General features: G+C 50.9%; 20 protein-coding genes. 13 read left to right on the forward strand and 7 right to left on the reverse strand.

Annotated elements, in window-relative coordinates:
• The first annotated feature begins 1 nt into the window (after position 1).
• The 4 genes from AK95_RS31115 to AK95_RS31130 are packed head-to-tail and all read left to right on the forward strand — an operon-like array spanning position 2 to position 6,110.
• Positions 2-1,315, forward strand: coding sequence for a nucleotide sugar dehydrogenase (locus AK95_RS31115; protein WP_071223790.1), 1,314 nt, complete (start codon positions 2-4; stop codon positions 1,313-1,315).
• A gap of 15 nt (positions 1,316-1,330) precedes the next feature.
• Positions 1,331-3,202: a glycosyltransferase family 2 protein gene (locus tag AK95_RS31120; RefSeq protein ID WP_071223791.1), complete on the forward strand. Its 1,872-nt coding sequence runs from the start codon at positions 1,331-1,333 to the stop codon at positions 3,200-3,202.
• 32 nt (positions 3,203-3,234) lie between these two features.
• Positions 3,235-4,992, forward strand: coding sequence for a polysaccharide deacetylase family protein (locus tag AK95_RS31125; protein WP_071223792.1), 1,758 nt, complete (start codon positions 3,235-3,237; stop codon positions 4,990-4,992).
• A 29-nt stretch (positions 4,993-5,021) separates the two neighbouring features.
• Positions 5,022-6,110, forward strand: a complete 1,089-nt coding sequence (locus AK95_RS31130; protein WP_071223794.1) for a glycosyl hydrolase family 18 protein — start codon at positions 5,022-5,024, stop codon at positions 6,108-6,110.
• Between the two features lie 128 nt (positions 6,111-6,238).
• Here AK95_RS31130 and AK95_RS31135 read toward each other — a convergent pair whose 3' ends face one another.
• Both AK95_RS31135 and AK95_RS31140 read right to left on the reverse strand, forming a co-directional pair.
• A complete protein-coding gene (locus AK95_RS31135; protein WP_071223795.1) occupies positions 6,239-8,386 on the reverse strand; it encodes a YhgE/Pip domain-containing protein in 2,148 nt (715 codons plus the stop codon).
• Positions 8,387-8,416: 30 nt separating this feature from the next.
• The gene (locus AK95_RS31140; protein ID WP_071223796.1) at positions 8,417-8,803 is read right to left on the reverse strand and encodes a YhjD family protein; all 387 of its coding nucleotides are present in this window, start codon (positions 8,801-8,803) and stop codon (positions 8,417-8,419) included.
• Between the two features lie 184 nt (positions 8,804-8,987).
• Here AK95_RS31140 and AK95_RS31145 point away from each other — a divergent pair, with 184 nt between their 5' ends.
• Entirely contained in the window at positions 8,988-9,497 is a 510-nt protein-coding gene (locus AK95_RS31145; RefSeq protein ID WP_071223797.1) for a Crp/Fnr family transcriptional regulator, read from the forward strand.
• A 181-nt stretch (positions 9,498-9,678) separates the two neighbouring features.
• On the opposite strand, the gene hmpA is transcribed toward AK95_RS31145, so the two are convergent.
• Positions 9,679-10,884 carry an NO-inducible flavohemoprotein gene (hmpA, locus tag AK95_RS31150; protein WP_071223798.1) on the reverse strand — a complete coding sequence of 402 codons (1,206 nt, stop codon included), beginning with the start codon at positions 10,882-10,884 and terminating at the stop codon, positions 9,679-9,681.
• 487 nt (positions 10,885-11,371) lie between these two features.
• Between hmpA and AK95_RS31155 the strand changes: the two genes are divergently transcribed.
• Positions 11,372-12,067, forward strand: a complete 696-nt coding sequence (locus AK95_RS31155; RefSeq protein ID WP_071223799.1) for a YitT family protein — start codon at positions 11,372-11,374, stop codon at positions 12,065-12,067.
• Between the two features lie 69 nt (positions 12,068-12,136).
• Here AK95_RS31155 and AK95_RS31160 read toward each other — a convergent pair whose 3' ends face one another.
• The 3 genes from AK95_RS31160 to AK95_RS31170 all read right to left on the reverse strand — a co-directional run bounded on the left by AK95_RS31160 (position 12,137) and on the right by AK95_RS31170 (position 14,117).
• Positions 12,137-12,319 (reverse strand): DUF2188 domain-containing protein, encoded by a 183-nt coding sequence (locus AK95_RS31160; RefSeq protein ID WP_071223800.1) that lies wholly within the window; start codon positions 12,317-12,319, stop codon positions 12,137-12,139.
• A 130-nt stretch (positions 12,320-12,449) separates the two neighbouring features.
• The gene (gene msrA / locus AK95_RS31165; protein WP_071223801.1) at positions 12,450-13,415 is read right to left on the reverse strand and encodes a peptide-methionine (S)-S-oxide reductase MsrA; all 966 of its coding nucleotides are present in this window, start codon (positions 13,413-13,415) and stop codon (positions 12,450-12,452) included.
• Positions 13,416-13,505: 90 nt separating this feature from the next.
• A complete protein-coding gene (locus tag AK95_RS31170; RefSeq protein ID WP_071223802.1) occupies positions 13,506-14,117 on the reverse strand; it encodes a TVP38/TMEM64 family protein in 612 nt (203 codons plus the stop codon).
• 524 nt (positions 14,118-14,641) lie between these two features.
• On the opposite strand from AK95_RS31170, the gene AK95_RS31175 reads away from it, so the two are divergent.
• Together AK95_RS31175 and AK95_RS31180 are read left to right on the forward strand one after the other, a co-directional pair.
• Complete coding sequence (locus tag AK95_RS31175) at positions 14,642-15,340, forward strand: TerC family protein (protein ID WP_071223803.1); 699 nt, start codon at positions 14,642-14,644, stop codon at positions 15,338-15,340.
• 91 nt (positions 15,341-15,431) lie between these two features.
• Positions 15,432-15,746 (forward strand): hypothetical protein, encoded by a 315-nt coding sequence (locus AK95_RS31180; protein WP_071223804.1) that lies wholly within the window; start codon positions 15,432-15,434, stop codon positions 15,744-15,746.
• A gap of 101 nt (positions 15,747-15,847) precedes the next feature.
• Here the strand turns inward: AK95_RS31180 and AK95_RS31185 are convergent, their stop codons facing one another.
• Positions 15,848-16,666, reverse strand: coding sequence for an AraC family transcriptional regulator (locus AK95_RS31185; RefSeq protein ID WP_071223805.1), 819 nt, complete (start codon positions 16,664-16,666; stop codon positions 15,848-15,850).
• Positions 16,667-16,807: 141 nt separating this feature from the next.
• Here AK95_RS31185 and AK95_RS31190 point away from each other — a divergent pair, with 141 nt between their 5' ends.
• The 5 genes from AK95_RS31190 (at position 16,808) to AK95_RS31210 (ending at position 21,791) form a co-directional block, all read left to right on the forward strand.
• On the forward strand, positions 16,808-17,908 hold the full coding sequence (locus AK95_RS31190) for a Gfo/Idh/MocA family protein (RefSeq protein ID WP_071223806.1): 1,101 nt from the start codon (positions 16,808-16,810) through the stop codon (positions 17,906-17,908).
• A gap of 173 nt (positions 17,909-18,081) precedes the next feature.
• Positions 18,082-19,167 carry a Gfo/Idh/MocA family protein gene (locus AK95_RS31195; RefSeq protein ID WP_071223807.1) on the forward strand — a complete coding sequence of 362 codons (1,086 nt, stop codon included), beginning with the start codon at positions 18,082-18,084 and terminating at the stop codon, positions 19,165-19,167.
• A gap of 45 nt (positions 19,168-19,212) precedes the next feature.
• Complete coding sequence (locus AK95_RS31200; protein WP_071223808.1) at positions 19,213-20,181, forward strand: sugar phosphate isomerase/epimerase family protein; 969 nt, start codon at positions 19,213-19,215, stop codon at positions 20,179-20,181.
• Between the two features lie 45 nt (positions 20,182-20,226).
• Complete coding sequence (locus AK95_RS31205; RefSeq protein ID WP_071223809.1) at positions 20,227-20,949, forward strand: ThuA domain-containing protein; 723 nt, start codon at positions 20,227-20,229, stop codon at positions 20,947-20,949.
• A gap of 173 nt (positions 20,950-21,122) precedes the next feature.
• Positions 21,123-21,791: a uracil-DNA glycosylase gene (locus AK95_RS31210; protein WP_071223810.1), complete on the forward strand. Its 669-nt coding sequence runs from the start codon at positions 21,123-21,125 to the stop codon at positions 21,789-21,791.
• Positions 21,792-21,903 lie beyond the last annotated feature (112 nt).

Below are 21,903 nucleotides of genomic sequence, written 5' to 3' on the forward strand. Positions count from 1 at the left end.
GATGGAATTATATGTGAATATGTTGGACCGCGTTGACAAATTAGCGGTTGTCGGTCTTGGGTATGTGGGCCTGCCGCTGGCGGTCGCATTCTCAAGAAAGCTGGATGTCATCGGCTTCGATCTGAGCGAGGCCAAGGTGCAGCAGTACCGCAGCGGATTCGATGCTACTGGTGAGATCGGGGATACTTCGCTTGCGAACTGCTCGGCGTCCTTCACCTCGGATCCGGACAAGCTGAAGGAAGCGCGCTGCTTTATTGTCGCCGTTCCTACACCCGTAAAAAGCGGAAACGTCCCGGATCTGAAATTCGTGCGCAATGCCAGCCGATTGGTCGGCCGCGCATTGACCCGGGGAGCGGTTGTTGTGTATGAGTCAACGGTTTATCCGGGCGTAACGGAGGAGGTTTGCATTCCGATTCTTGAAGAAGAGTCCGGCCTGCGCCTGGGCGAGGATTTCAAGGTGGGGTATTCCCCGGAACGAATCAATCCCGGAGACCAGGTACACCGACTCGAGACCATCGTGAAAATCGTGTCCGGTAATGACCCGGAGGCACTGGAGACGGTTGCCAGCCTATATGAGCTGATTATTGATGCAGGCGTTCACCGGGCGGAAAGCATCCGGGTGGCGGAAGCAGCCAAAGTCATCGAGAATGCCCAGCGCGATATCAATATCGCTTTCATGAACGAGCTCTCCATGCTGTTCAACGAGATGGATATCGATACGAATGCCGTGCTGCGGGCTGCAGAAACGAAGTGGAATTTCCTCCCGTTCCGGCCGGGGCTTGTTGGCGGACATTGCATCGGAATTGATCCATATTATTTGACGTATAAGGCCGAGGATACGGGATATCATTCCAAAATTATTTTGGCCGGGCGGCATATTAATGACGGAATGGGGAAATACATCGCTCAGCATGTCATTAAACTCGCGGTTCGCCAAGGTATCGATCTGATGAGGGCGAAGGTGGCGGTAATGGGTCTGGCCTTTAAGGAAGACTGCCGGGATATCCGCAACTCCAAAGTAATCGATATTATTACGGAGCTGCAGGACTACGGAATTCAACCGATGGTCACGGACCCGCATGTAGACCCGCATCAGGCTTATGAGGAATATGGTATCGAGCTGTCGGACATGAGCGAATTGAAAGACATTCAGATTGCGGTTGTCGCCGTCGCTCACCGGGAGTTCAAGCAGCTTGGGATTGCCGAATTCAAGGACATGTTTAGCTCTGAAGGAGAGAAGCTTCTGATCGACGTGAAGGGAGCTTATCCAAAAACCGAATATGAAGCAAATGGCTTTCATTATTGGAGTTTGTAACGATGGGAGAAAGCAATGAGGATTATAAAAAGAAAGCAACCGAAGAGCACTAAAGAAGTTCTTGCGGTTCCGCGCACGGATAGACGTACTCTTTCCTATGTACCTGACCCGGAGCAGATTCGTCTGAACGCGGACCGGAGAGGCAACCGGGCTGAGCAGCCCGGGGATGATTTGTCCAGCTCTGAATATTTAAACAAGCTGCGTATGCTCAGCTTGCGTTATGAAGCGGAATTTGAAGTATGGATCGTCCCCAAGGGGAAAAAGAAAAAAGCCGGGATTAAGGGACAGGCAGCCGACATTTCGGCCACGGGCCTGCTGCTCAAGCTGCCGGACGCTTCTTCAGGTCTTGAAGTGGGCGACAAGGTAAAAGGCCGATTCCGCATCCCGCCAGGCGCGATGCCGGAAGGTTTCGAATCGGCTGTAAGGATGGATGCAAGCATCGTTCGTCGGGCCACGAATTTGGCAGAATCCGGTGAAGAACATATGCTTGCCTTGGAATTTGAGAAGCCGCTGACTGAATATTTTCAGCGCAAACGGTGGGGATATTCCGTATATTCTGCCAGCGCGTTGATGTTCGTGGCGGTGCTCTTCATCATACTGATGCGGGCCGAGAGCATTATCTATTTTAAATACAACATGGTGCTGTATTTGTACAGCTTAATCGCAGCCCTGTTTTTGCTAACTCGCTATCTGTTTGGGGCATTGTACCGCGATGTGCCGATCCATCCGGATTATACACCAGGGGTTTCGATTATAATCCCCTGCTTCAATGAAGCGGATTGGATTAAACGTACGATTCTCAGCTGTATTAATCAGGATTATCCGGTAGATAAGCTGGAGGTCATCGTCGTAGATGACCGATCGACAGACCAATCGGTGCAGCAGATCAAGGATATGATTGAAGTGATTCACTCCGAGGCGGAGCGTTACGCGACCCGCGAACGCTTGTCCTATACGGTGCTGCCGGAGAATGCGGGCAAGCGGGCCGCCCTGGTCAAGGGCGTGGAGATGGCGAAGCATGATTTGGTGGTCTTCGTGGACTCCGACAGCTTTCTGGACCCGACGGCGATTCGCCACCTCGTTCAGCCTTTTCAGGACCCTAAGATGGGCGGCGTGGCCGGCCGGACGGACGTCGAGAACAAATATACCAATAATATGACGAAGCTGCAGACGGTCCGTTATTATATTGCCTTTCGGATCATGAAAGCGGCGGAGTCCTGGTTTGACAGCGTGACCTGCTTGTCGGGCCCGTTATCCTGCTATCGGAAAGAGCTGATCCTGCAGCATGCGGACGCCTGGCTGAACCAGAAGTTTCTGGGCAGACCGGCCACCTTCGGGGATGACCGAAGCATGACGAACTTTATTTTGAAAACACATCGCACCGGTTACCAGGATTCCGCCATATGCTCGACGATTGTCCCTTCGCAGATGAAGGTGTTCCTGAAGCAGCAGATGCGCTGGAAGCGCTCCTGGCTGCGCGAGTCGCTCCGGGCCGGAAGCTTTATTTGGCGCAAAGAGCCGTTTATGGCATTGTTTTTCTATATAGGCTTAATCGTGCCGATTGCCGCGCCTGTCGTGGTTGCCTATAACTTGATGTACGTGCCGATCGTTCACGGCATTATCCCGGGGACCTTCCTGATGGGCTTGCTGCTGATGGCGCTGCTGATGAGTCTTGCCCACCTGCTGTTTCGCAAGAGCAAGCTCTGGGTGTTCGGCTTCGTGTTCTGTCTGTTCTATGAGTTTGTCCTGTTATGGCAGATGCCGGTGGCCTGGTTTACCTTCTGGAAGTCGACATGGGGGACCCGGGAAACACCGCAGGATATTGAAGCTAGAGAGAAGAAGGAAGCCCGCAAGCGTAAAGGCAAAAAATTCGGATTACCGTTCTGATCGTGTCAAAGCGGTTGAAGTGAGGATGACAAATGGGTAAAAAACAAAAAACAGCCCTCAATGTTCAGCGAAAAAATCGCCGCAAAATCATCAAAGTTACGGCACAGGTCGTTGTATTGGCCGTAGTAGCCGTCCTGCTGGCGGATGCGATTTTCGATTTTCGCACCTATAAGGAGCCGGACAGAGCGGCTTGGCGTCAGGATCAGGGCTTTATTGCGCTATCCTATTTTGGGGTCGGCCGCACCGGGACATCCAAGCTCGTATCCAAGAGCCAGCTGGATGCACAATTGAAGGCTTTATATGAACAGGGCTACACCACGATTTCGCAGCAAGATATTATCGATTATTATCGTAATGGCAAGAAGCTGCCGGATAAAGCGCTGTATCTGTCCTTTGAAGATGGACGGAATGACTCCGCTCTGTTCGCGCAGCCGCTGCTGGAGAAATACAACTATAAGGCCACCTTCCTGTCCTATGCGGACAAAATGGGCAACAGTGAACGGAAATTTCTGCAGCCGAAGGATATGCTGAAGATGACCCGCACCGGTTATTGGGAGCTGGGGACCAACGGCAACCGGCTGACTTATATTAATATTTTTGATCGTGAAGGCCGTTATATCGGCGTTAAGGATGAGGGTGAACTGACCAGCAAATCCAACGTGGAGTATTACAACCACTATTTGATGGATTTCATTCGCGACGAGAACATGATACCGCTCGAGAACCGCGCGGAGATGGAAGAACGGATTCAAGCTGATTATGAGGCGATGAATAAAGTCTACACGGAATCGCTGGGTTATGTTCCAGGGACATATATGATCATGCACGCCAATGCGCTTGGCAGCGGCATGAATCAGCTTGTAGCCGATGCCAATACGGAGCAGATTGAGCAGTTGTTTGGGATGAATTTCAACCGGGAAGGTATGGCTTTCAACTCGCAGGATAGCGATCTTTATAATCTGACTCGGGTCCAGCCTGCTCCTTACTGGTCCACCAACCACCTGTTGATGAAGCTGCACAAGGACCAGGGACAACCTATGCAGTTTGTGCGGGGGGACAAGCAGCAGGCTGACAACTGGGAGCTGCTCGGCGGAGCGGTTGAATTTTCGGATAACCGTTTCGTGGTCACATCGCCTCCGTCTCAGGCAGGGACGGTTTATTTAAAAGGTAGTGAAGAGACTGACGTAACCGTCTCGGCTAAAGCGCTCGGTAATGTGGTAGGACGGCAGTCCATCTATGTCCGTTACGACAGGACCAAGGGCTCTTACGTAAGGCTCCTTCTGGAGAACAATAACGTGGTGGTAGAGCAGAAGCGAGCAGGTCAAGCGCCCGAGGAACTGTTCACTTATTCCCTGCCGAAGGTCGAGTGGGGTGAAGAGGATCTGCAATTCGACAAAGCATCGGTATATACCAAGGAACAGACGCAGGCCGGAGATCGGGATGATGAGAATGAGTATCCGGTCAACATACTTGGCAACCGCTCGTTGGAGATTTCGGTGAAAGGTCATTCCGTGTCGGTGAGTGTCGATCAACAGTTAATTCTGGACCAGCAGCCTGTGGATGTTTCGATTGGCGCAGGGGGCGTGGCGTTTGAATCGCAATATCACGAGCAGAGTGAGAAGGATGATATTTACGACGCTATTTTTGAAGATGTCAACATAACATCTGAGCCTCCGGGCGGCGATCGGAAGCTGCTGTTTACGAACAAGCCGTCCGGACTGACCGGAGTCCTGACAGGCGTGCAGAGAAGTTTGAACCGGGCGGTTGACTGGGCTGTGGAGACCTTTTAAAATTCGGATGGCGTAGGACGTGAACAAGAATGAAGAATCGCAGGAGGAAATGGGCAGGAGCAGTGGTGCTGATGGCTTTGTGCGCTGCTGTCTTCTTCTGGTGGCTGCGCACCGAAGAGCAGGAGAAAGCACTGCAGCCTCAGATACCGCAAACGGGAGTAAAGCTGTCTGCCTGGATTACGGATTGGCAGTGGAGGACGGGCATAACCGATATGGAGCAGCTCGGCAGCGAGCTTGAAGAGATCCATTTTTTTGCAGCCTACTTCAATCATAAAGACGAACTCCATTTTACTTCGGATTTTCGGGAGGGGCTGCCTGAATTTCAGGAGATTTCCCGGAAAGGGGAGCAGCTTCGCCGGGTCCTGACCATCGTAAACGATCGCTTCGATACCGATGGGACGGCGGATCAGAAGGATCCTGAGCTCATCTCCCGGATCGTGGCTACTCCGGAAAGCCGCAGTCTGCATATCGGGCACATTCTGACTGTAGTATCCCAGCATGGCTTTCGTGGCGTCGAGCTGGATTACGAGAAGGTACGCAAGGAAGATTGGGCGAATCTGTGCGCTCTTTACGAGGAGCTGTATGAACGTTTACAAGCGGAGGGTTTCTCTCTTCGAATCGTCCTGGAGCCGGGGATCTCCCAGTCATCCTTGGAGTTGTTGCCGGCAGGCCCGGATTATGTCGTGATGGCCTATAACTTGTACGGAGGGCATAGCGGACCGGGGCCGAAGGCGGATCACGCCTTGATCAGAAAGCTGGCGGACAAACTGCGCGGGATTCCGGGAGACCATGCCATCGCACTGTCGGTTGGAGGGTTTGACTGGGCGAAGAACGGCAAGGTTGTCTCTTTAACGGAAAAGCGTGCGGTGGAGCTGGCGCATTCCATCACGGAAGTGCCGAAGCGGGATTCGTCAAGCGGTGCCCTGTATTTTGAATATACGGACGACCAAGGCATCGGCCATACGGTATGGTATGCAGATGGAATGACCATCGCCGGCTGGATGGATACGGCGAGAGATGCAGGTGTTTCGAAGATTGCGATATGGCGGCTTGGCGATATGGAAGAGGATACGTTGAAACAGCTGAAGGAATACCACCAGCAATTCCAACATAAGTGAATCTTATATGAAAAAGGACATCCCATGGCTCTAAGAAGCCACTTGGGGTGTCCTTTTGCGTAAAGTATGACTAAAGTTGTAATCAGGCAGTCCCTCTGTGCGGATATACGCTCCGAAAGGGGGCTGGATTAATGGATGAGTTTCGAGGCTCTCGCTTTACGGACAAGACCGCCGCTGGCCCGGTTGATCGGTTTCTTGAGCGCAATCCCGATCATCAGCGCAATTGCGGCAAAGATCAGCATGAACAGGACATCCCGGATGACAATATCCCATAGAATGCCGCCAACGGCTTCCCGCATCATGCTAATGGCGTAGGTGAACGGCAGATAAGGATGCAATGCCTGGAAGAAGGGCGGCGTCATCTGGATCGGGAACGTTCCGCCCGCGCCCGCGAGCTGCAGCACGAGAAGTACGATGGCCATCGCTTTTCCGACATTGCCGAATACGGACACCAGCGTATATACAATCAGCATGAAGATGGAGCTGATCAGCAGCGCAAACAGGATGAACCAGCCCGGATTCACCACATAGGTCCGCAGCAAATAGATATCACCCAGGGTGACGAATAGCGCTTGGAACAGGGCAATGGTGAGAAAGGTTAAATAGCGTCCGAAGTAAACCTCGATGCTGCGGAAGCTTCTCTCTTCCTCATGAACCTCAACGGAGAGCAGGGAAACGAGCAGCAGGGCACCTACCCACAAGGATAAAGTCGTGAAGAAGGGAGACATGGCGGACCCGTAGTTCGGAATCGGATACAGGCGATTCTCTTCCAGCGTTACAGGCTCGGCAAAAAACTGGCTTTCGAGCTCGAAATTATTTTGAAGCAAATCAATGACCTCTTGAATATCACCCTCAGCTTCCATCTCACGGAGCCGATTCGCCAGCTGCGTAATCCGAAGCTCGGCCTCCGGCAGACGGCTTTGGGCAAGCTGCACTTCTTCTCCGCCTACTTTGAGACCTTTCCGGGCGTCTTTGAGCAAATGCTGAATGTCGGGGACGCTGGCAAGCGCCTGGGTCAGCTCCTGCTGCACACGCTTGGCCGTGTCTGCGCCCTTGGTGAAGGCTTTGCTTATCGCAGGACCGATCTCCGTATCGTATCGGCTTAACAGCGTGTTGGTCAGTCCCGTAATGTCATCGTTCAGCTTCTTCAACTTATCAATGGAATCCGCGGGCGCTTCTTCTCCCCGTTCCACGGCTTGGGCTATCGTTTGGAGCACGGATTGAGCTGAGGTCCATCGTGCGGCAATATCCTCGAGCTTGGCCGCCCCGGCAGCTGCTGCCGGGGAGATGGAGCCCAGCCGCTTGAACAATTGACCCAGCCGGGCTGCTGCTTTCGCTGCGGTCTCTGCGCGTTCCTGCGCAGCGTTCAGGCGGCTGGCAAGCTCCTTCGGATCGATATCGGCTTGCCCCAGAGCGTCCAGCACTTGCGAGAGCGCACCGGTGGTTGCAGCCAGTACCTCCAAGTCCTGACGCAGAGTTGGCTCCAGCGATTTGGATGCACCGGCGGCCTGATTCGCGAACTCCGCCAGCGCACCGGCCATGGCCTTGCCGTCCGTGGCAATTCCTTCAAGGCGAGGCAGGGCGGCGTCGGCTTGCTGAACCAATCGGTTGGCCAGCTTAATATCCTTTGCGGCTGTGCCCACCGCATCATTGAGCTCCGGAAAGCTTTTTTCGAGCCGGAACAGAAGACTTCGTACTTTATTGATGGCCGGGAGCTGGTTCTCGATCTCAATCCCGAGCGTGTTGAAAATCTCGAAGATGGTGCCGTTGGCGGTTTTGATGAAATTTTTGCTGATTTCCTCCACAACACCGGATGCGCCCTGGGCCGTCACTTTGGGAGAAATGGCGTTGATTTTTTCGTTCGTATAATAGAGGATCTGAGCTTTGACAGGCTCATTGGTCAGCACGGTGCCGATCCGGGCAGAGAAGTTCTCCGGAATAATGATAGCAGCATAATCATTGCCGCGCCGTACACCCTGAATGGCGTTCTCGCGATCATCCGTAAAACGCCACCCCAGCTTCTCATTGTGATGGAGGGACTCCACGATTTCCTTTCCCAGGTTAATGGGCTGATCGCGGAGGGTGGTGCCTTTATCCAAGTTGGCAACGGCAATGGAGATGCCGGAGGTCTGGCCGTAGGGATCCCAGGAGGCCTCAATGTTAAACCAGGCATACAGAGAAGGTAGAATAGCGAGCCCGACGATGATGACACTTGCAGCCCAATTAAGGATGATTCTCTGGATATCGGCAGAATATATGTGGAAGATATTCTTCATGGAGCGCTCCTGTCTTGTACGTAGTTGGTGTTAGTATGCCGCCAAATCCGTGCCAAGATACGAAACGAGCCGATCCTTTATCTCTTCCTTGAAGGTGTGCCATTTGCAGAGCAGATAGCCATCATATCCGCGGCATAAATACTGGACCTGCAGCCCTTCCTCGGCTGTACCGCTCTGGCCATGAATCCGGATGCCGCGCCTTCTCATTTGTTGTTGTAGGAACCAGGCATGATCAGAATATCCTTTTTTAATGAGCTGCAGATTTAAGATATAGAGTTCACCCATTTTCAGTTTAAGGGTCTTGAGAATCTGAATATCCCTCTCGAGAACTGACTGAATGAAGTGATGCAGCAGATAATCTCGGATCAGGGCTTCGTCTTCTAGCGAGGGCGGAGGAGGAGTGGAAGGTTTCATCATAAGAGACACATCCTCAAACATAAATAAATACAAGAACATATGTTCTATATAATACACATGCTATGCCAACAATATACGGCGCGCAACCATTAATTTCTGGTAATTGTTATTTGCCTCCAGTGGATTCATGACGGCATATCGTTTACACTCCTGATAACTGCATTCATCAGGAGGCGATTCATTCATGATTCTTCATAAAGGCGAAATACTGTTCAGGCAAGGAGATAGCGGGGATCATCTATACCACATCCGGAGCGGAATGTTCAAGGTAACCCGTCTCCATCCGAATGGCAATATGGTGCTTTTCAATATTTTATATCCCGGTGAAACGGTGCCGCACCATTCCCTGATCAGCCCGAAGGAGACACATGGAACGGCGATCGCTCTGATCCAGAGCGAAGTGGAGGTCATATCGGCTGATGCGTGGTACCGCCAGCTTGCGGAGGATTCGCAGAAACCGCTCGAGGTTGCCAGATTGCTGCAGGAAAAGGTGCGGTTCATGCAGATGAGGCTGGATCACTTGACGGTCGGAGGACCTGCGGAGCGGCTTGAGCTGCTGATCCAGTGGCTGGACGAGTATTCACAGGGAATACACTTGACCGAGTATCTGACGCAGGAAGAGATCGGACAGCTGATCGGCGTGAGAAGAGAAACGGTAAACCGGCTGCTGCGGGAACAGGGCAAGCATATCTAGTTCGGAATTTTGAGGACGGTATGAACGCCAGGGTACATAGGTTTATAAAATGCGCATGACCAGAACCGGCATATGGTTTTGTTCTTCGCTGAATAATAGTCGACAGCAAGCGTGTTCCATCTAAAAAGGGTGCCTGTCTTTATGCAAGACAGGCACCCTTTGATGGTGTAATACGGTTATTTTAATCTTCCAATGTACCAGCCGGGCCGAAAAATTCATAATGAATCCGGTCCGAAGGTACCTCCATCGATTTCAAATGACTGTTCACGGCTCGCATGAACGGAACGGGGCCGCAGAAGTAGAAGTCCGCCTTGGCATCAACGGTTTTGCGCAGGAAATCAAGATCAATATAGCCTGCTTGGTGACACTGATCCTCCGATTCCGGTTGTTCATAAATGATATAAGAGGTTAGCTGCGGATATTTGGAGGCAAGCGCATCGATGTGAGCTTTCATCGCATGCTGGCTTCCGCACTTGGCCGCATGAATAAAGGTTACGTTTCGGTCAGGCTGTTCCAGCAGCACGGTTTCGAGCATGGCCACCATCGGGGTTAAACCGACGCCGCCGCTGATCAAGACAAGCGGAAGATCGCTGTCCGTATCCAGCGTAAAGGTACCGGCCGGAGCCGTGACCTCAAGAACGGTCCCAACCTCGGCATGGTGGTGCAGCCAAGTGGAGACGACGCCGGCAGGCTTTCCTTCCAACTCATCTTCACGCTTGACCGTAATTCTGTAGTATGGTTGACCCGGTGCGGACGAGAGACTGTAATGACGATTATGATAATAGGCTTCACCTTCGGGTTTCACCCGGAGCGTGATATATTGACCGGGTTGATAAGCGGATATTTCGCCGCCGTCCTGCGGGACCAGATAAAAGGAAGTGATAACGGAGCTTTCTTCCACCTTCCGGTCAATGACAAAATTGCGGTATCCGCTCCAGCCGCCGGCCTCGTTCGCGGCTTGTTGGTACATATCCGCTTCAATGCCAATGAAGACATCGGCAATAGCCCCGTAAGCTTCGGCCCAGGCCTCGATAATTTCCTGCGTTGCAGCGTCTCCCAGCACTTCCTTCATGGCGGCGAGCAGCGTTTCGCCAACGATTGGATAGTGCTCGGGCAAAATGTTTAATGCCCGGTGTTTGTGTCCGATCTGCTTAACAACCGGGACGATCGCTTCAAGACGGTCGATATGGGCTGCGGCGGCGTATACGGCATTGGCAAGGGCAAAGGGCTGTTTTCCTTCTCGTTGATTCGCATGGTTGAATATGTTAAGAAGCTCCGGATGATGATGAAACAATTTTTGGTAAAATGCAGTCGTAATTGCCGTTCCATGTGTTTCAAGAACAGGAACGGTCGATTTAACGACCTCAATCGTATGCTGGCTTAACATGCAGACTCCCCCTGATTCATATTTCGATTTCGTATTCGATTTAAGTATAGACAAGGGAAGAAGGGGTATTTGTGATTTAAGTCACATCGGATTTAGCGAATATGTGAACAGAACGACGAAATTTTATGGAGGGAGTTCTTAAAGCGAGTTTTTTTACATATTTCATATATATATTCCAGTTCATTCTAGCCAGCTGTTTAGCTTGTATGCCAACTGTGTTATAATAATGTAAGCAGTCTAATTAAAACGAGAAAGGATCAGGATACCATGTGTCCCCGAAGGACGAATCCCCAAAGGACGATTTGGAAACGTTATGATCTCTCATACACATAGCTTCCTTCGTAGAGCGAAGTCGGACGTCAGAAGACAAGGACGGTCTCTTACGAAAGGATGGGAACTATGGTTCGAAGGATGAACTCCTCCAGGTTGCCTCTATGTAGAGATTGGCCTATGTCTGACCAATCTACTACGACAAGAGGGATCCTGTATGAGGAAAAGACAAAACAACACAATTATCACCATGTCGGCGATGTTGTTCGGAACGTTTTTAATGGCTTTTACGTATTATCACATTAATTTTCACAATCATTTAACCGAAGGCGGCTTTGTCGGCCTTGCGCTGCTTGGCAAATATGCGCTTGATATTCCGCCCGCATTAAGTATGGTCCTCATGGACATACCGGTTCTGCTGGTTGCCTTATTCATCAAAGGTCGGAAGTTCATTATAAATACCGTTGTTGCGGCGAGCATGTTCACCTTGTTCTACGCATTGATCGAGCGGTATTCCACGCTTGTGATCGATCTGAATCATAACTTGCTGGCAGCCGCGCTGCTGTCCGGTTTATTGACGGGCTTTGGTGCAGGCATCGTGCTCCGTTTTGGCGGAGCGACAGGCGGTGACGACGTGATCTCCGTGCTGTTCAGCGAGTGGAGCGGGCTTAAGGTAGGGACGGTGTTTTTCCTGATGGATGCCGTAGTACTGCTATTATCGCTATTCTACATGCCATTGGTTGAAACCTTATATACTATATTAGCCGTATCGATTGCCGGACAAGTGATCACCATTACAGTGACGTACGGTACCGAGAAAACGGAAAAGAAACCGATTCGGAAGGCGGTCCGTGCCCCAAGCACTCCGGTTACTCCGAAGACAGCGCAGCATACTGTTAGCGGCCGTTCATAAGACGGTCCGACTAAGAGAAGCTCACCCGCATGCAGGGTGAGCTTCTTTCGTATGCTTATGCCCGAATTTTCACTTCTCGTCCTTCGGATGATTCTCATCCCACTCCTGTGCCTTGGCGGTGGCGATAGCGATGGCACGACCTTCATCGTAATCTTCCTCCAGCAGGGCATTGGCAATTTCCACGGCTTTATTCCTCACCCGGGGCTCCAGGTTTTTCATGGATGGCGGATAATCATGTTTGCTCCAAGGCATGTGCAACCCCTCCAGTCATCTGTAATTCGTATGTAATGTATATTACCCCGTGCAGCCAAATTGAATAAGCGGGTTCAATCGTACCAAAAAGTGCATTGCCCTGAAGGGCAATGCACTAGGAAACTTGGATTTATTCAAACAGCTGCAAATACTCGCCGTAGCCTTCCTTCTGCATCTCTTCCTTCGGTACAAACCGCAGTGCCGCAGAATTGATGCAGTAGCGAAGCCCGTTCGGCCCTGGTCCGTCGTCAAATACATGGCCGAGGTGCGAGTCGCCTTTTTTGCTTCTTACCTCGGTGCGGACCATCATATGGGTAAGATCCATTTTTTCCTTAATGTTGTATTCGCGAATCGGACGGGTGAAGCTCGGCCATCCGCAGCCGGCATCATATTTGTCCGTTGAGCTGAAGAGCGGCTCGCCGGATACGATGTCCACGTAAATGCCTTCCCCGTGATGGTCCCAGAACTCATTGTGGAACGGAGGCTCGGTTGCGTTATTCTGGGTCACTTCATATTGGATCGGTGTCAGGCGCTGTTTAAGCTCGGCCGGATCTACCGGATCCGACCAGTGCTGCTCAATGAAATCCTCGCGTCCTGAACCTTTGCGATAGCGTTTGTAATGGCTTGGGTTTTTCTTGTGATAATCCTGATGATATTCTTCAGCTTCATAGAAAGTGCTGGCGGGGATGATGGGCGTTACGATCGGTCCATCGAATCGTCCGCTGGCAGCTACGGCTTGCTTGGATTGTTCCGCAAGTTCACGCTGCTCCTCCGTGTGGTAAAAAATAGCAGTCCGGTAAGATGTGCCCCGGTCATGGAATTGTCCGCCCTCATCCGTAGGATCGATTTGCTGCCAGAAGAGCTCGAGCAGCTTTTCGTAAGGGAATACTTCCGGGTTATACGTGATTTGAACAGCCTCGTAATGACCTGTTGTATCAGAGCATACCTCTTCATAGGTCGGATTTTCCTTATGGCCGCCCGTATAGCCGGAAACGACCTTCAGAATGCCCGGCAGCTCATCAAAAGGAGAGACCATACACCAGAAGCAGCCTCCCGCAAAGGTAGCCAATTCACTTGGGGTTGAACGATTATTCATCTATTATCCCTCCATCGTTATAACATATAAATGTAAGTCTTACTCTATATTATAATCATTTTGGTCAGGGAAACCAAAACTATGCTCCGTTTAAGCCGGTCTCCCTTTATACCACCGGATAGCGGCCAGACACAAAGCGGTAACCAGCATAAGTCCGCCTGCGATACCCGCGAAGAGGAGCGGATGATCGGAAAACCCGCTGCCCAGCCAGGCATACAGGAGAATCGCGGGGATTTTACCGATGGCTGAAGCGGTTGTGTACGTCCAGAATGGAATGGATGCGACGCCGGCATAAATATTGACGGCCATTTGCGGTATGATGGGCAGTAAGCGCGCGAGCAGGATCGACTGAAAGGGCCGCCTTTCTACCAGGGCTGTAAACCTATGGATAGCCGCGTATTTGCCAAGCAGTCGCCTGCCGGGCTCCTGGTACAGGGACCGTACTGCCGCATACAGGATGACGGCCGCTATCGTTGTTCCGAACCACGCAATGGCTGCAGCCCAGAGTGTCCCATATGCATAACCGAGAATAGCGATAATGACTTTATAGGGCGCAACGGGAAATAAGGCAAGCAGGGCTGCCAGCAGGATCATCAGGTAGAGCGGGGGATTTTCTCCCAGCCAGTCCATGATTTCATGTCTGTATGCAAATGCCAGTATCAGGGCTGTGGAATAAATTGCGGGTATGATCCATCTCTTCATGTACAATCCTCACTTTGCGATAGTCAAAGTCAACCAGAATAGCACCATGATAGCAAAAAAACAGGACTGCTGCCCATATTTCGGACAGCTAAGCATTCGATTTCGGTGGGGAAAATTGAATATACAAGCGATTTTTCAAATGTTATAATATGCCCAATCGAATAGTTCCCAAAGGGGAGTAGCTTCATAAGAAAACCCTCCATCGTGGCCTTTCAAGGATGAGCAACCTCGATTCAAAGGTAGGTTTTCTTGCGATATAGAATTTCATGGGTTCCGCTGATAACTTATAAATTCTATATCGTAAGTAAAGTCGTCATTACGGGATCAACCATCCCCGGCTTTATTGGCAACGATTATGTTGTTTAGCGAGACCTTTGCCTGATTTCTTTTATGAATGAGGTGGAGGTCTATTTTCACGTCCAAAAAACGCTGTAGACCTTGTAATCTAAGGGAACAGCGTTTTTTTTGGTGGAGGACATCGGTAGGTGTAAACCTAAAGAAAATGTATAAAGGATGGGAGAAGCATGGATATAATGTCGATGGATTTTTGGATGGCACTGCTGTCGATTGTCCTCATTGACCTTGTGTTGGCAGGCGATAACGCGATTGTTATCGGGCTTGCCGCTCGTAATGTCCAGAAGGAGGACCAGAAGAAGGTCATCCTGTGGGGTACCGTCGGTGCGATTGTGATTCGTATCGTGGCCACACTTCTCGTTGTACAGCTCTTAATGATCCCCGGCTTGCGATTGATCGGTGGTTTTGCCCTGTTGTGGATTGCCTACAAGCTGATGGTGGATGAGAAGCAGCATGAAATTTCCGCTGGCAACCAAATGTGGGCGGCAATCCGTACGATTATTATTGCGGACGCGATGATGGGACTGGATAACGTGCTTGCTGTAGCTGGCGCTGCTGGCGAAAGCTTCATGCTGGTTATTATCGGACTTGCAATTTCGGTACCCATTATGGTGTGGGGCAGTACCATTATCCTGAAGTTGACGGATCGCTTTCCTATTATCATCACGATCGGTGCTGCCGTGTTAGCCTGGACCGCATCGAAGATGATTGTGGAAGAGCCGATGATTCACAGCTGGTTCGCCAATGGCGTTCTGAAGTATGGTTTTGAAATTCTTGTTATTGCCATTATCATCAGTCTTGGAACTTGGATGAAGAAGAATGACCAAAAAGCGAAGAGCAATCCGGTGCAGGTCAAGATGGTTGACTAGTTTAGACTTTGTCTGAGCGCAAGTAAACGGTATAATGTCTTCATGAACGAAGAGAGCTCCGAAGCCCTTTTCGCATGAGGAGGGGTAACACATGGAATATACGGAAAAATCCGTAGAAGAACGGATTGCGGAGTCGTACCGCCAGGACGAGGATATGATGATCCTCGTGTTTGCCCAGTGGTGTGTGAATCACGGACTTGACCCAGCGGAACTGTACCGTAAGGCATATCCGAATCAGCCGGACAATGAGCGGCTGGCCCGGGTGCTGGAATTAACGGTGCCCAAGGAAGAAGCTGGTGAAATACCGGATCAGACCCTGCTTGGCGTCCTGTCGTTATTCGGAAATGAAGACTTGGCTATCGTTGTATCCGAGGCAGCGGCCACGCTAGACCGTGATAAGAAGTAATTTTGGAATCATGGAATATATTACATGTGATTCAAGAAAGAAGCGGGTCGATCAAGGAAAAACCTTGGTCGACCCGCTTTTTTACTGTACAGATGGCACGATCAGTTCGACGTTCGGCTGGCCATGCGGAATTGTTTGGGCGAAACGCCGAATCGGGAGCGGAAAACGCGGTGAAAATAAGTATAGTTGGCAAAGCCGGACGTTTCGGCGACATCCTCCAGCGAGAGAGGACTAAACACAATCCGTTCCTTGGCCATGCTCAGGCGAACGTCCATTGTGTATTGCATAATGGTGGTGCCGAACGCTTCTTTGAACAGATGGACTGCCCGAGAGACACTAATGCCGACATGGGCCGCGACGTCCTCCAGCTTGAACATCGAGGAGGCATTCTCTTCAATGTAATTTTTCATGCGATAGGCCAGATACGTCTTTGGTGTGGTCGATGGCTGCTCCGATAACAGGCGGTCCACTTCGAGGCACAGAATCCGCACCGTGTAATCCGAAATCTCCGGATAAGGATCCGATACACGACGCTGCTCCAGCAGAATTTGCCGAAACAGACTCAGGTAACGCTCTTCCAGTGGAACCCGAATTTTGGTTGGGCGTTTCTTGGAATTCCACCACGCGTCAGCCCAGGGACCCTTGAAAAAAATATGGTAATCTCCGCTTTCGATGGTTAACTCACCCAAAGCGTTATATTCGTCATCTATTCGGAGTTCATAGGGTTGTCCTGGCGTGAAGATCAACAGATCCCCTGCTTCAACGAGTGACAGCTCGCCATCAATTTTGGCACGGCATTTGCCGTCGGTCTGCCATCGCATCAGGTAGGTGTCGAAACCGTCAGCCAGGGACATCTTGAAAGGTTTACGATGAAATGAGAAATCCGCTGCTACGACTTGGTTGGAAAGATTTGAATCCATTGCTAAAGTCCCCTTTGAAGAATAAGAAAATAATGACCAGATTGTTCATGTTTTAATCATATTCTTCATTTTAAACGAAAGCATAAAAGAATACCATGGTACTAGTCCGAGCACATCTAAAACACTCAAGGAGTGACAGCGATGAAAAAAATGAAAGCAGGTATAATTGGCTGCGGAAACATCAGCGGCGTATACTTCACGAACTTAAAGAACAGCCCTTGGGTTGAAGTCGTGGCATGTGCTGACCTTATTCCGGACAACGCGAAGAAGAAGGCCGAAGAGTTCAACATCCCGAACGTGTATACAGTTGAGGAGATGCTTGCACAGACTGACATTGAGTTTATTATTAATCTGACCATTCCGGCCAGCCACGCCAATGTGGATATTGCCTCGCTGGAAGCAGGGAAGCATGTTTACAGTGAAAAGCCGCTGGCGATTACCCTTGATGAAGCCCTACGGGTGCTAAATATGGCAGATCAAAAAGGACTTCGCGTCGGCTGCGCGCCCGATACGTTTCTGGGCTCCGGCGTACAGACGGCCAAAGCCGCGATTGAATCCGGGCTTATTGGCAGACCTGTTGCCGCTACGGCGTTTATGATGGGTTCAGGACCGGAAGCTTGGCATCCTAATCCTGAATTTTTTTACGCGTCGGGCGGAGGTCCAATGATGGATATGGGTCCTTACTATGTATCGGCTCTCGTAGAGCTGCTTGGTCCTGCAAGCCGGATCAGCGCGTCCACCGGCATCCAGATTCCAGACCGCGCCATCGGCTCCGGTCCGCTCCAAGGAAAACCGATCACGGTTCAGACCCCAACACATTTAGCAGGGACGCTGGATTTTGAGAACGGTGCCATTGCAACCATGATTACAAGTTTCGATATCTTTGGCGGATCGAACCTGCCCTGGATCGAAATCTATGGCACGCAGGGAAGCCTCAGTCTCGGGGATCCGAACTACTTTAACGGCGAAGTGAAGCTCCGGAAGCACGGCTCCGAGGAATGGGAGCTGCTTGACCCCGCATTTGAATGCGGGAAGAACGAGCGGGGGCTTGGTATCAACGATATGATCCAATCGATTCATGAGCAGAAGGACCATCGCGTGAGTGCCCGTCTGGCATACCACGTCCTGGAGATTATGCAGTCGTTCCAGCAGTCTTCGCTGGAGGGCCGACATATCGTTCTGCAAAGCACATACCGCTACGGCAAACTTCCGGCGCCGCAGCAGGCAAACATGTCGGAATAGCGAACTGGCAGCCCGGTTCATATTCTTGTACACTGGTTATGAACGACATGCAAACCAGCTTCTGACGGATCTGACAGGGTTTTTGAGTTCTTGGAAATGGTCCGCATGAAAGCGTTGCACTAATATTTGGAGAGTTTCCAAAATGATCAAATGCCTATGGGGAGGAAATGGACATGTCGAAAACGTTGAAGATCGGAATTATCGGTTGCGGGGGAATCGCCAACGGCAAGCATATGCCGAGCTTGAAGAAGCAGGCGCAGGCGGAACTGGTCGCTTTTTGCGACATCGTAGAAGAGCGTGCGCAGAAGGCGGCTGCTGAGTACGGGGTTGAAGGCGCAAAAGTGTACACGGATTTCAGAGAATTGCTGCAAGACGGCAGCATCGATGTTATCCATGTATGTACGCCGAACGATTCTCACTCCGAGATTACGGTAGCATCCCTTGAAGCCGGCAAGCACGTGATGTGCGAAAAGCCTATGGCGAAGACCGTTTCCGAAGCCAAAGCCATGCTGGACGCCGCAAAGCGTACAGGGAAAAAACTTACCATCGGTTACAACAACCGTTTCCGCGACGATAGCATGTATCTGAAAGGCGTCTGTGAGGAAGGCGAGCTGGGCGAGATCTACTACGGTAAAGCGCTGGCTGTTCGCCGCCGCGCCGTTCCGACCTGGGGCGTATTCCTTGACGAAGAGAAGCAAGGCGGAGGTCCGTTGATCGATATCGGTACCCATGCACTGGATTTGACCTTGTGGCTGATGGACAACTACAAGCCGAAGAGCGTGCTGGGATCCACGTTCCATAAACTTGGTCAACGGGAGAATGCGGCGAATGCGTTCGGTCCTTGGGATCCGAAGGAGTTCAAGGTAGAGGATTCGGCATTCGGGTTCATTACGATGGAGAACGGCGCAACGATTATTCTGGAATCCAGCTGGGCCCTTAACGTCGTTGAGACCGGCGAAGCCAAAGCCGTGCTGGCGGGTACAGAAGGCGGAGCTGACATGAAGGACGGTCTGCGTATTAACGGCGAGAAAATGAGCAGATTGTATGAAACCAAAGTCGATTTGAATGCCGGCGGCGTAGCGTTCTATTCCGGCTCCAAGGAAAATGATGCGGACCGGGAAGCCAGAATGTGGCTGGAGGCCATTATTGAGGATAAGGACCCTGTGGTTAAGCCGGAGCAAGCGTTTGTTGTAACGCAAATTCTGGAAGCGATCTATGAATCGGCGAAGACAGGAAAAGCGGTTTATTTCGATAACTAAATCTTGCAATCCCTACTAATATTAAGGTAAACCAGGAGGTATACAATGAAATTAGGCGTATTTATGGTATTGTTGAGCGGACGTAAATTGGAGGATGCCTTGGACTATGTGGCATCCAAGGGTCTTAAAGCGGTTGAGATCGGAACAGGCGGTTATCCTGGGAATGCGCATTGCAACCCGGTCGAGCTGCTGGAGAATGAAACTGCGCTGAAAAGCTTCAAAAATGCGGTGGAATCCCGTGGGTTGATCATTAGCGCACTGAGCTGCCATGGCAACCCGCTTCATCCGCAAAAAGCGATCGCGAAAGAGTTCCATGACACATACGTAAAAACGGTAGAGCTTGCCGAGAAGCTTGAAGTACCTGTTGTTAACACATTCTCCGGCTGTCCAGGCGACCATGAGGATGCCAAATACCCGAACTGGCCGGTTGCGCCTTGGCCTAACGACTACCAAGAGATTCTGACCTGGCAGTGGGATAACAAGGTCATTCCTTACTGGACCGAATGGGGTAAATTTGCTGCAGACCGCAATGTGAAGATTGGTTTGGAATTGCACGGCGGCTTCTCCGTTCATACGCCTGGCACACTGCTCCGTTTACGTGAAGCCGCAGGCGAAGTGATCGGTGCCAACCTGGATCCGAGTCATATGTGGTGGCAAGGGATCGACCCTGTTCAAGCGATTCAAATTTTGGGCCGCGAAGGGGCAATCCACCACTTCCACGCGAAGGATACAAGCATTGACCCGATCAACGTGAACAAGCACGGTCTGACCGATATGCAGTCTTATGCCAACATGCTGGATCGCGCTTGGCAGTTCCGCAGCGTAGGCTATGGGCATGACGTGAAGGAATGGGCGGATATGATGAGTGCCCTTCGTCTGGTTGGATATGATTATGTCGTAAGCATTGAACATGAAGATGGATTGATGTCGATTGAAGAAGGCTTCTCCAAAGCGGTGCAAAATCTTCAGCAGGTGCTGATCGAAGAGCCGCTCGGAGAAATGTGGTGGGTCTAACAGCTTAGCGTAACAACCGAATAAGCAATTAGGGGGAACAGCAAGATGCTTAACGTAACCATTTGGAATGAATTCGTACACGAGAAAATCCATGATGAGGTTCGGAACGTTTATCCAGCCGGGATTCACACAGCTTTGGCGGAGGGTCTGCAAAATCCGGATTTCGTTATCAGAACGGCAACGCTCGATCAGCCGGAGCATGGATTGACGGACGATGTACTGGATTCAACCGATGTGCTGTTGTGGTGGGGGCATATGGCTCATGACCAGGTAAGTGATGAAATCGTAAGCAAAGTCGTAAAACGCGTGCAGGATGGCATGGGTCTGATCGTTCTTCATTCCGGACATTTTTCCAAGCCGTTCAAAGCTTTGATGGGCACGAGCTGTGATTTGAAGTGGCGCGAAGCAGGAGAACAGGAAATTATTTGGAGTGTAAATCCGACACATCCGATTGCGGCAGGAATTACAGGCCCGATTATCATCGAGCACGAGGAAATGTACGGCGAGTTCTTCGATATTCCAGCCCCAGACGAGCTGGTATTTGTCAGCAATTTCGAAGGCGGCGAAGTATTCCGCAGCGGTTGCACGTTCAAGCGTGGTCATGGGAACATTTTCTATTTCCGTCCGGGGCATGAGACCTATCCAACCTACTACAACCCCGAAGTGCTGAAAGTGATCACCAATGCGATTAACTGGGCTAATTCTACAGCAGGCAAGCAAACCTTTGGCAACAGCCAGCCGGTTCGCGCGCTTCCCGTTTTAATCTAAGTTTACGAGCGTTTATTAAGAAGTCATGCGTTAACGAGTCGTTCAGGGGAAGCCCTTGAGCGGCTCGTTTTATCGTTGGCGGTGAATGTTCACCGAAATGTTTTTGACGGCTAGGGATAGAATATACCTAAGTATGGGGTATTGTATGATATACAAGAAGGGGGGCTGTACACATGAATGAAGTACAAAGCGCACCTGTAGATCCCGCAATCATCGCCATATGCCAGGCCAAGCTTGTCCATCAACCCGTAGAGGGCTTTCTGCTGGGGAGAGGAGTCCGCTTCGCCAAGATTATGTTTATTGGGGAAGCACCCGGCGCCCATGAAGTTCTGGAAGGTTTACCTTTTGTAGGGCAGGCCGGGCAAGAGATGAATGCCTACCTGGAACGCCTGACCCTGACCCGGGAGCAAGTGTATATTACCAGTGCCATGAGAAGCAGGCCCTATAAGGAAAAGCTAATCGTGAGATCCTCGGGCGAGAGCGTCATCAGCCGTTCTAATCGCACACCGACGAAGGCGGAAATATTAGCCCATGCACCTTTGCTTGATGAAGAGATCCGATGGGTTCGCCCGCAGATTATCGCACCCATGGGAAATACGGCACTGCACCGGTTAATTGGAAGCCATGAAACGGTGACATCGCTGCACGGCAAACTGATGGAGGGCCCGGTCCAGCAAGCAGCAGACTCGGAGAATCCAAGTGCAGGCTATATGTTTTCGGAGGAAACCTATAAGATATTCCCTCTGTTCCATCCAGCGGCCGTGCTGTATAATAGGGAATTGTCCACATTGATCGAGAATGATTTGGATATTTTGGCTCGTATTTTATGGGATAAAAGCTGATTTTATGGGAAAAAGGGGCTAGGTGGTTTTCAGGTTCTCGGAAATGTGCTAAAATGAAACATACTTACAATTCGTAAGTTTTCTAGTTTTTTTTGACTAAGCTTATGAGTTT

The sequence above is a fragment of the Paenibacillus sp. LC231 genome (genome assembly GCF_001860525.1).
Classification (GTDB): Bacteria; Bacillota; Bacilli; order Paenibacillales; family Paenibacillaceae; genus Paenibacillus_AQ.

Bases quoted from the DNA above. Each gene is read 5' to 3' on its own strand.
- AK95_RS31205 (WP_071223809.1), top strand. From the start codon at position 20,227: ATGCTTAACGTAACCATTTGGAATGAATTCGTACACGAGAAAATCCAT.
- AK95_RS31185 (WP_071223805.1), bottom strand. From the start codon at position 16,666: ATGGATTCAAATCTTTCCAACCAAGTCGTAGCAGCGGATTTCTCATTT.
- AK95_RS31145 (WP_071223797.1), top strand. From the start codon at position 8,988: ATGATTCTTCATAAAGGCGAAATACTGTTCAGGCAAGGAGATAGCGGG.
- AK95_RS31170 (WP_071223802.1), bottom strand. From the start codon at position 14,117: ATGAAGAGATGGATCATACCCGCAATTTATTCCACAGCCCTGATACTG.
- msrA (WP_071223801.1), bottom strand. From the start codon at position 13,415: ATGAATAATCGTTCAACCCCAAGTGAATTGGCTACCTTTGCGGGAGGC.
- AK95_RS31140 (WP_071223796.1), bottom strand. From the start codon at position 8,803: ATGATGAAACCTTCCACTCCTCCTCCGCCCTCGCTAGAAGACGAAGCC.
- AK95_RS31135 (WP_071223795.1), bottom strand. From the start codon at position 8,386: ATGAAGAATATCTTCCACATATATTCTGCCGATATCCAGAGAATCATC.
- AK95_RS31195 (WP_071223807.1), top strand. From the start codon at position 18,082: ATGTCGAAAACGTTGAAGATCGGAATTATCGGTTGCGGGGGAATCGCC.
- AK95_RS31190 (WP_071223806.1), top strand. From the start codon at position 16,808: ATGAAAAAAATGAAAGCAGGTATAATTGGCTGCGGAAACATCAGCGGC.
- AK95_RS31175 (WP_071223803.1), top strand. From the start codon at position 14,642: ATGGATATAATGTCGATGGATTTTTGGATGGCACTGCTGTCGATTGTC.
- AK95_RS31210 (WP_071223810.1), top strand. From the start codon at position 21,123: ATGAATGAAGTACAAAGCGCACCTGTAGATCCCGCAATCATCGCCATA.
- AK95_RS31120 (WP_071223791.1), top strand. From the start codon at position 1,331: ATGAGGATTATAAAAAGAAAGCAACCGAAGAGCACTAAAGAAGTTCTT.
- AK95_RS31125 (WP_071223792.1), top strand. From the start codon at position 3,235: ATGGGTAAAAAACAAAAAACAGCCCTCAATGTTCAGCGAAAAAATCGC.
- AK95_RS31160 (WP_071223800.1), bottom strand. From the start codon at position 12,319: ATGCCTTGGAGCAAACATGATTATCCGCCATCCATGAAAAACCTGGAG.
- AK95_RS31200 (WP_071223808.1), top strand. From the start codon at position 19,213: ATGAAATTAGGCGTATTTATGGTATTGTTGAGCGGACGTAAATTGGAG.
- AK95_RS31180 (WP_071223804.1), top strand. From the start codon at position 15,432: ATGGAATATACGGAAAAATCCGTAGAAGAACGGATTGCGGAGTCGTAC.
- AK95_RS31115 (WP_071223790.1), top strand. From the start codon at position 2: ATGGAATTATATGTGAATATGTTGGACCGCGTTGACAAATTAGCGGTT.
- AK95_RS31155 (WP_071223799.1), top strand. From the start codon at position 11,372: ATGAGGAAAAGACAAAACAACACAATTATCACCATGTCGGCGATGTTG.
- AK95_RS31130 (WP_071223794.1), top strand. From the start codon at position 5,022: ATGAAGAATCGCAGGAGGAAATGGGCAGGAGCAGTGGTGCTGATGGCT.
- hmpA (WP_071223798.1), bottom strand. From the start codon at position 10,884: ATGTTAAGCCAGCATACGATTGAGGTCGTTAAATCGACCGTTCCTGTT.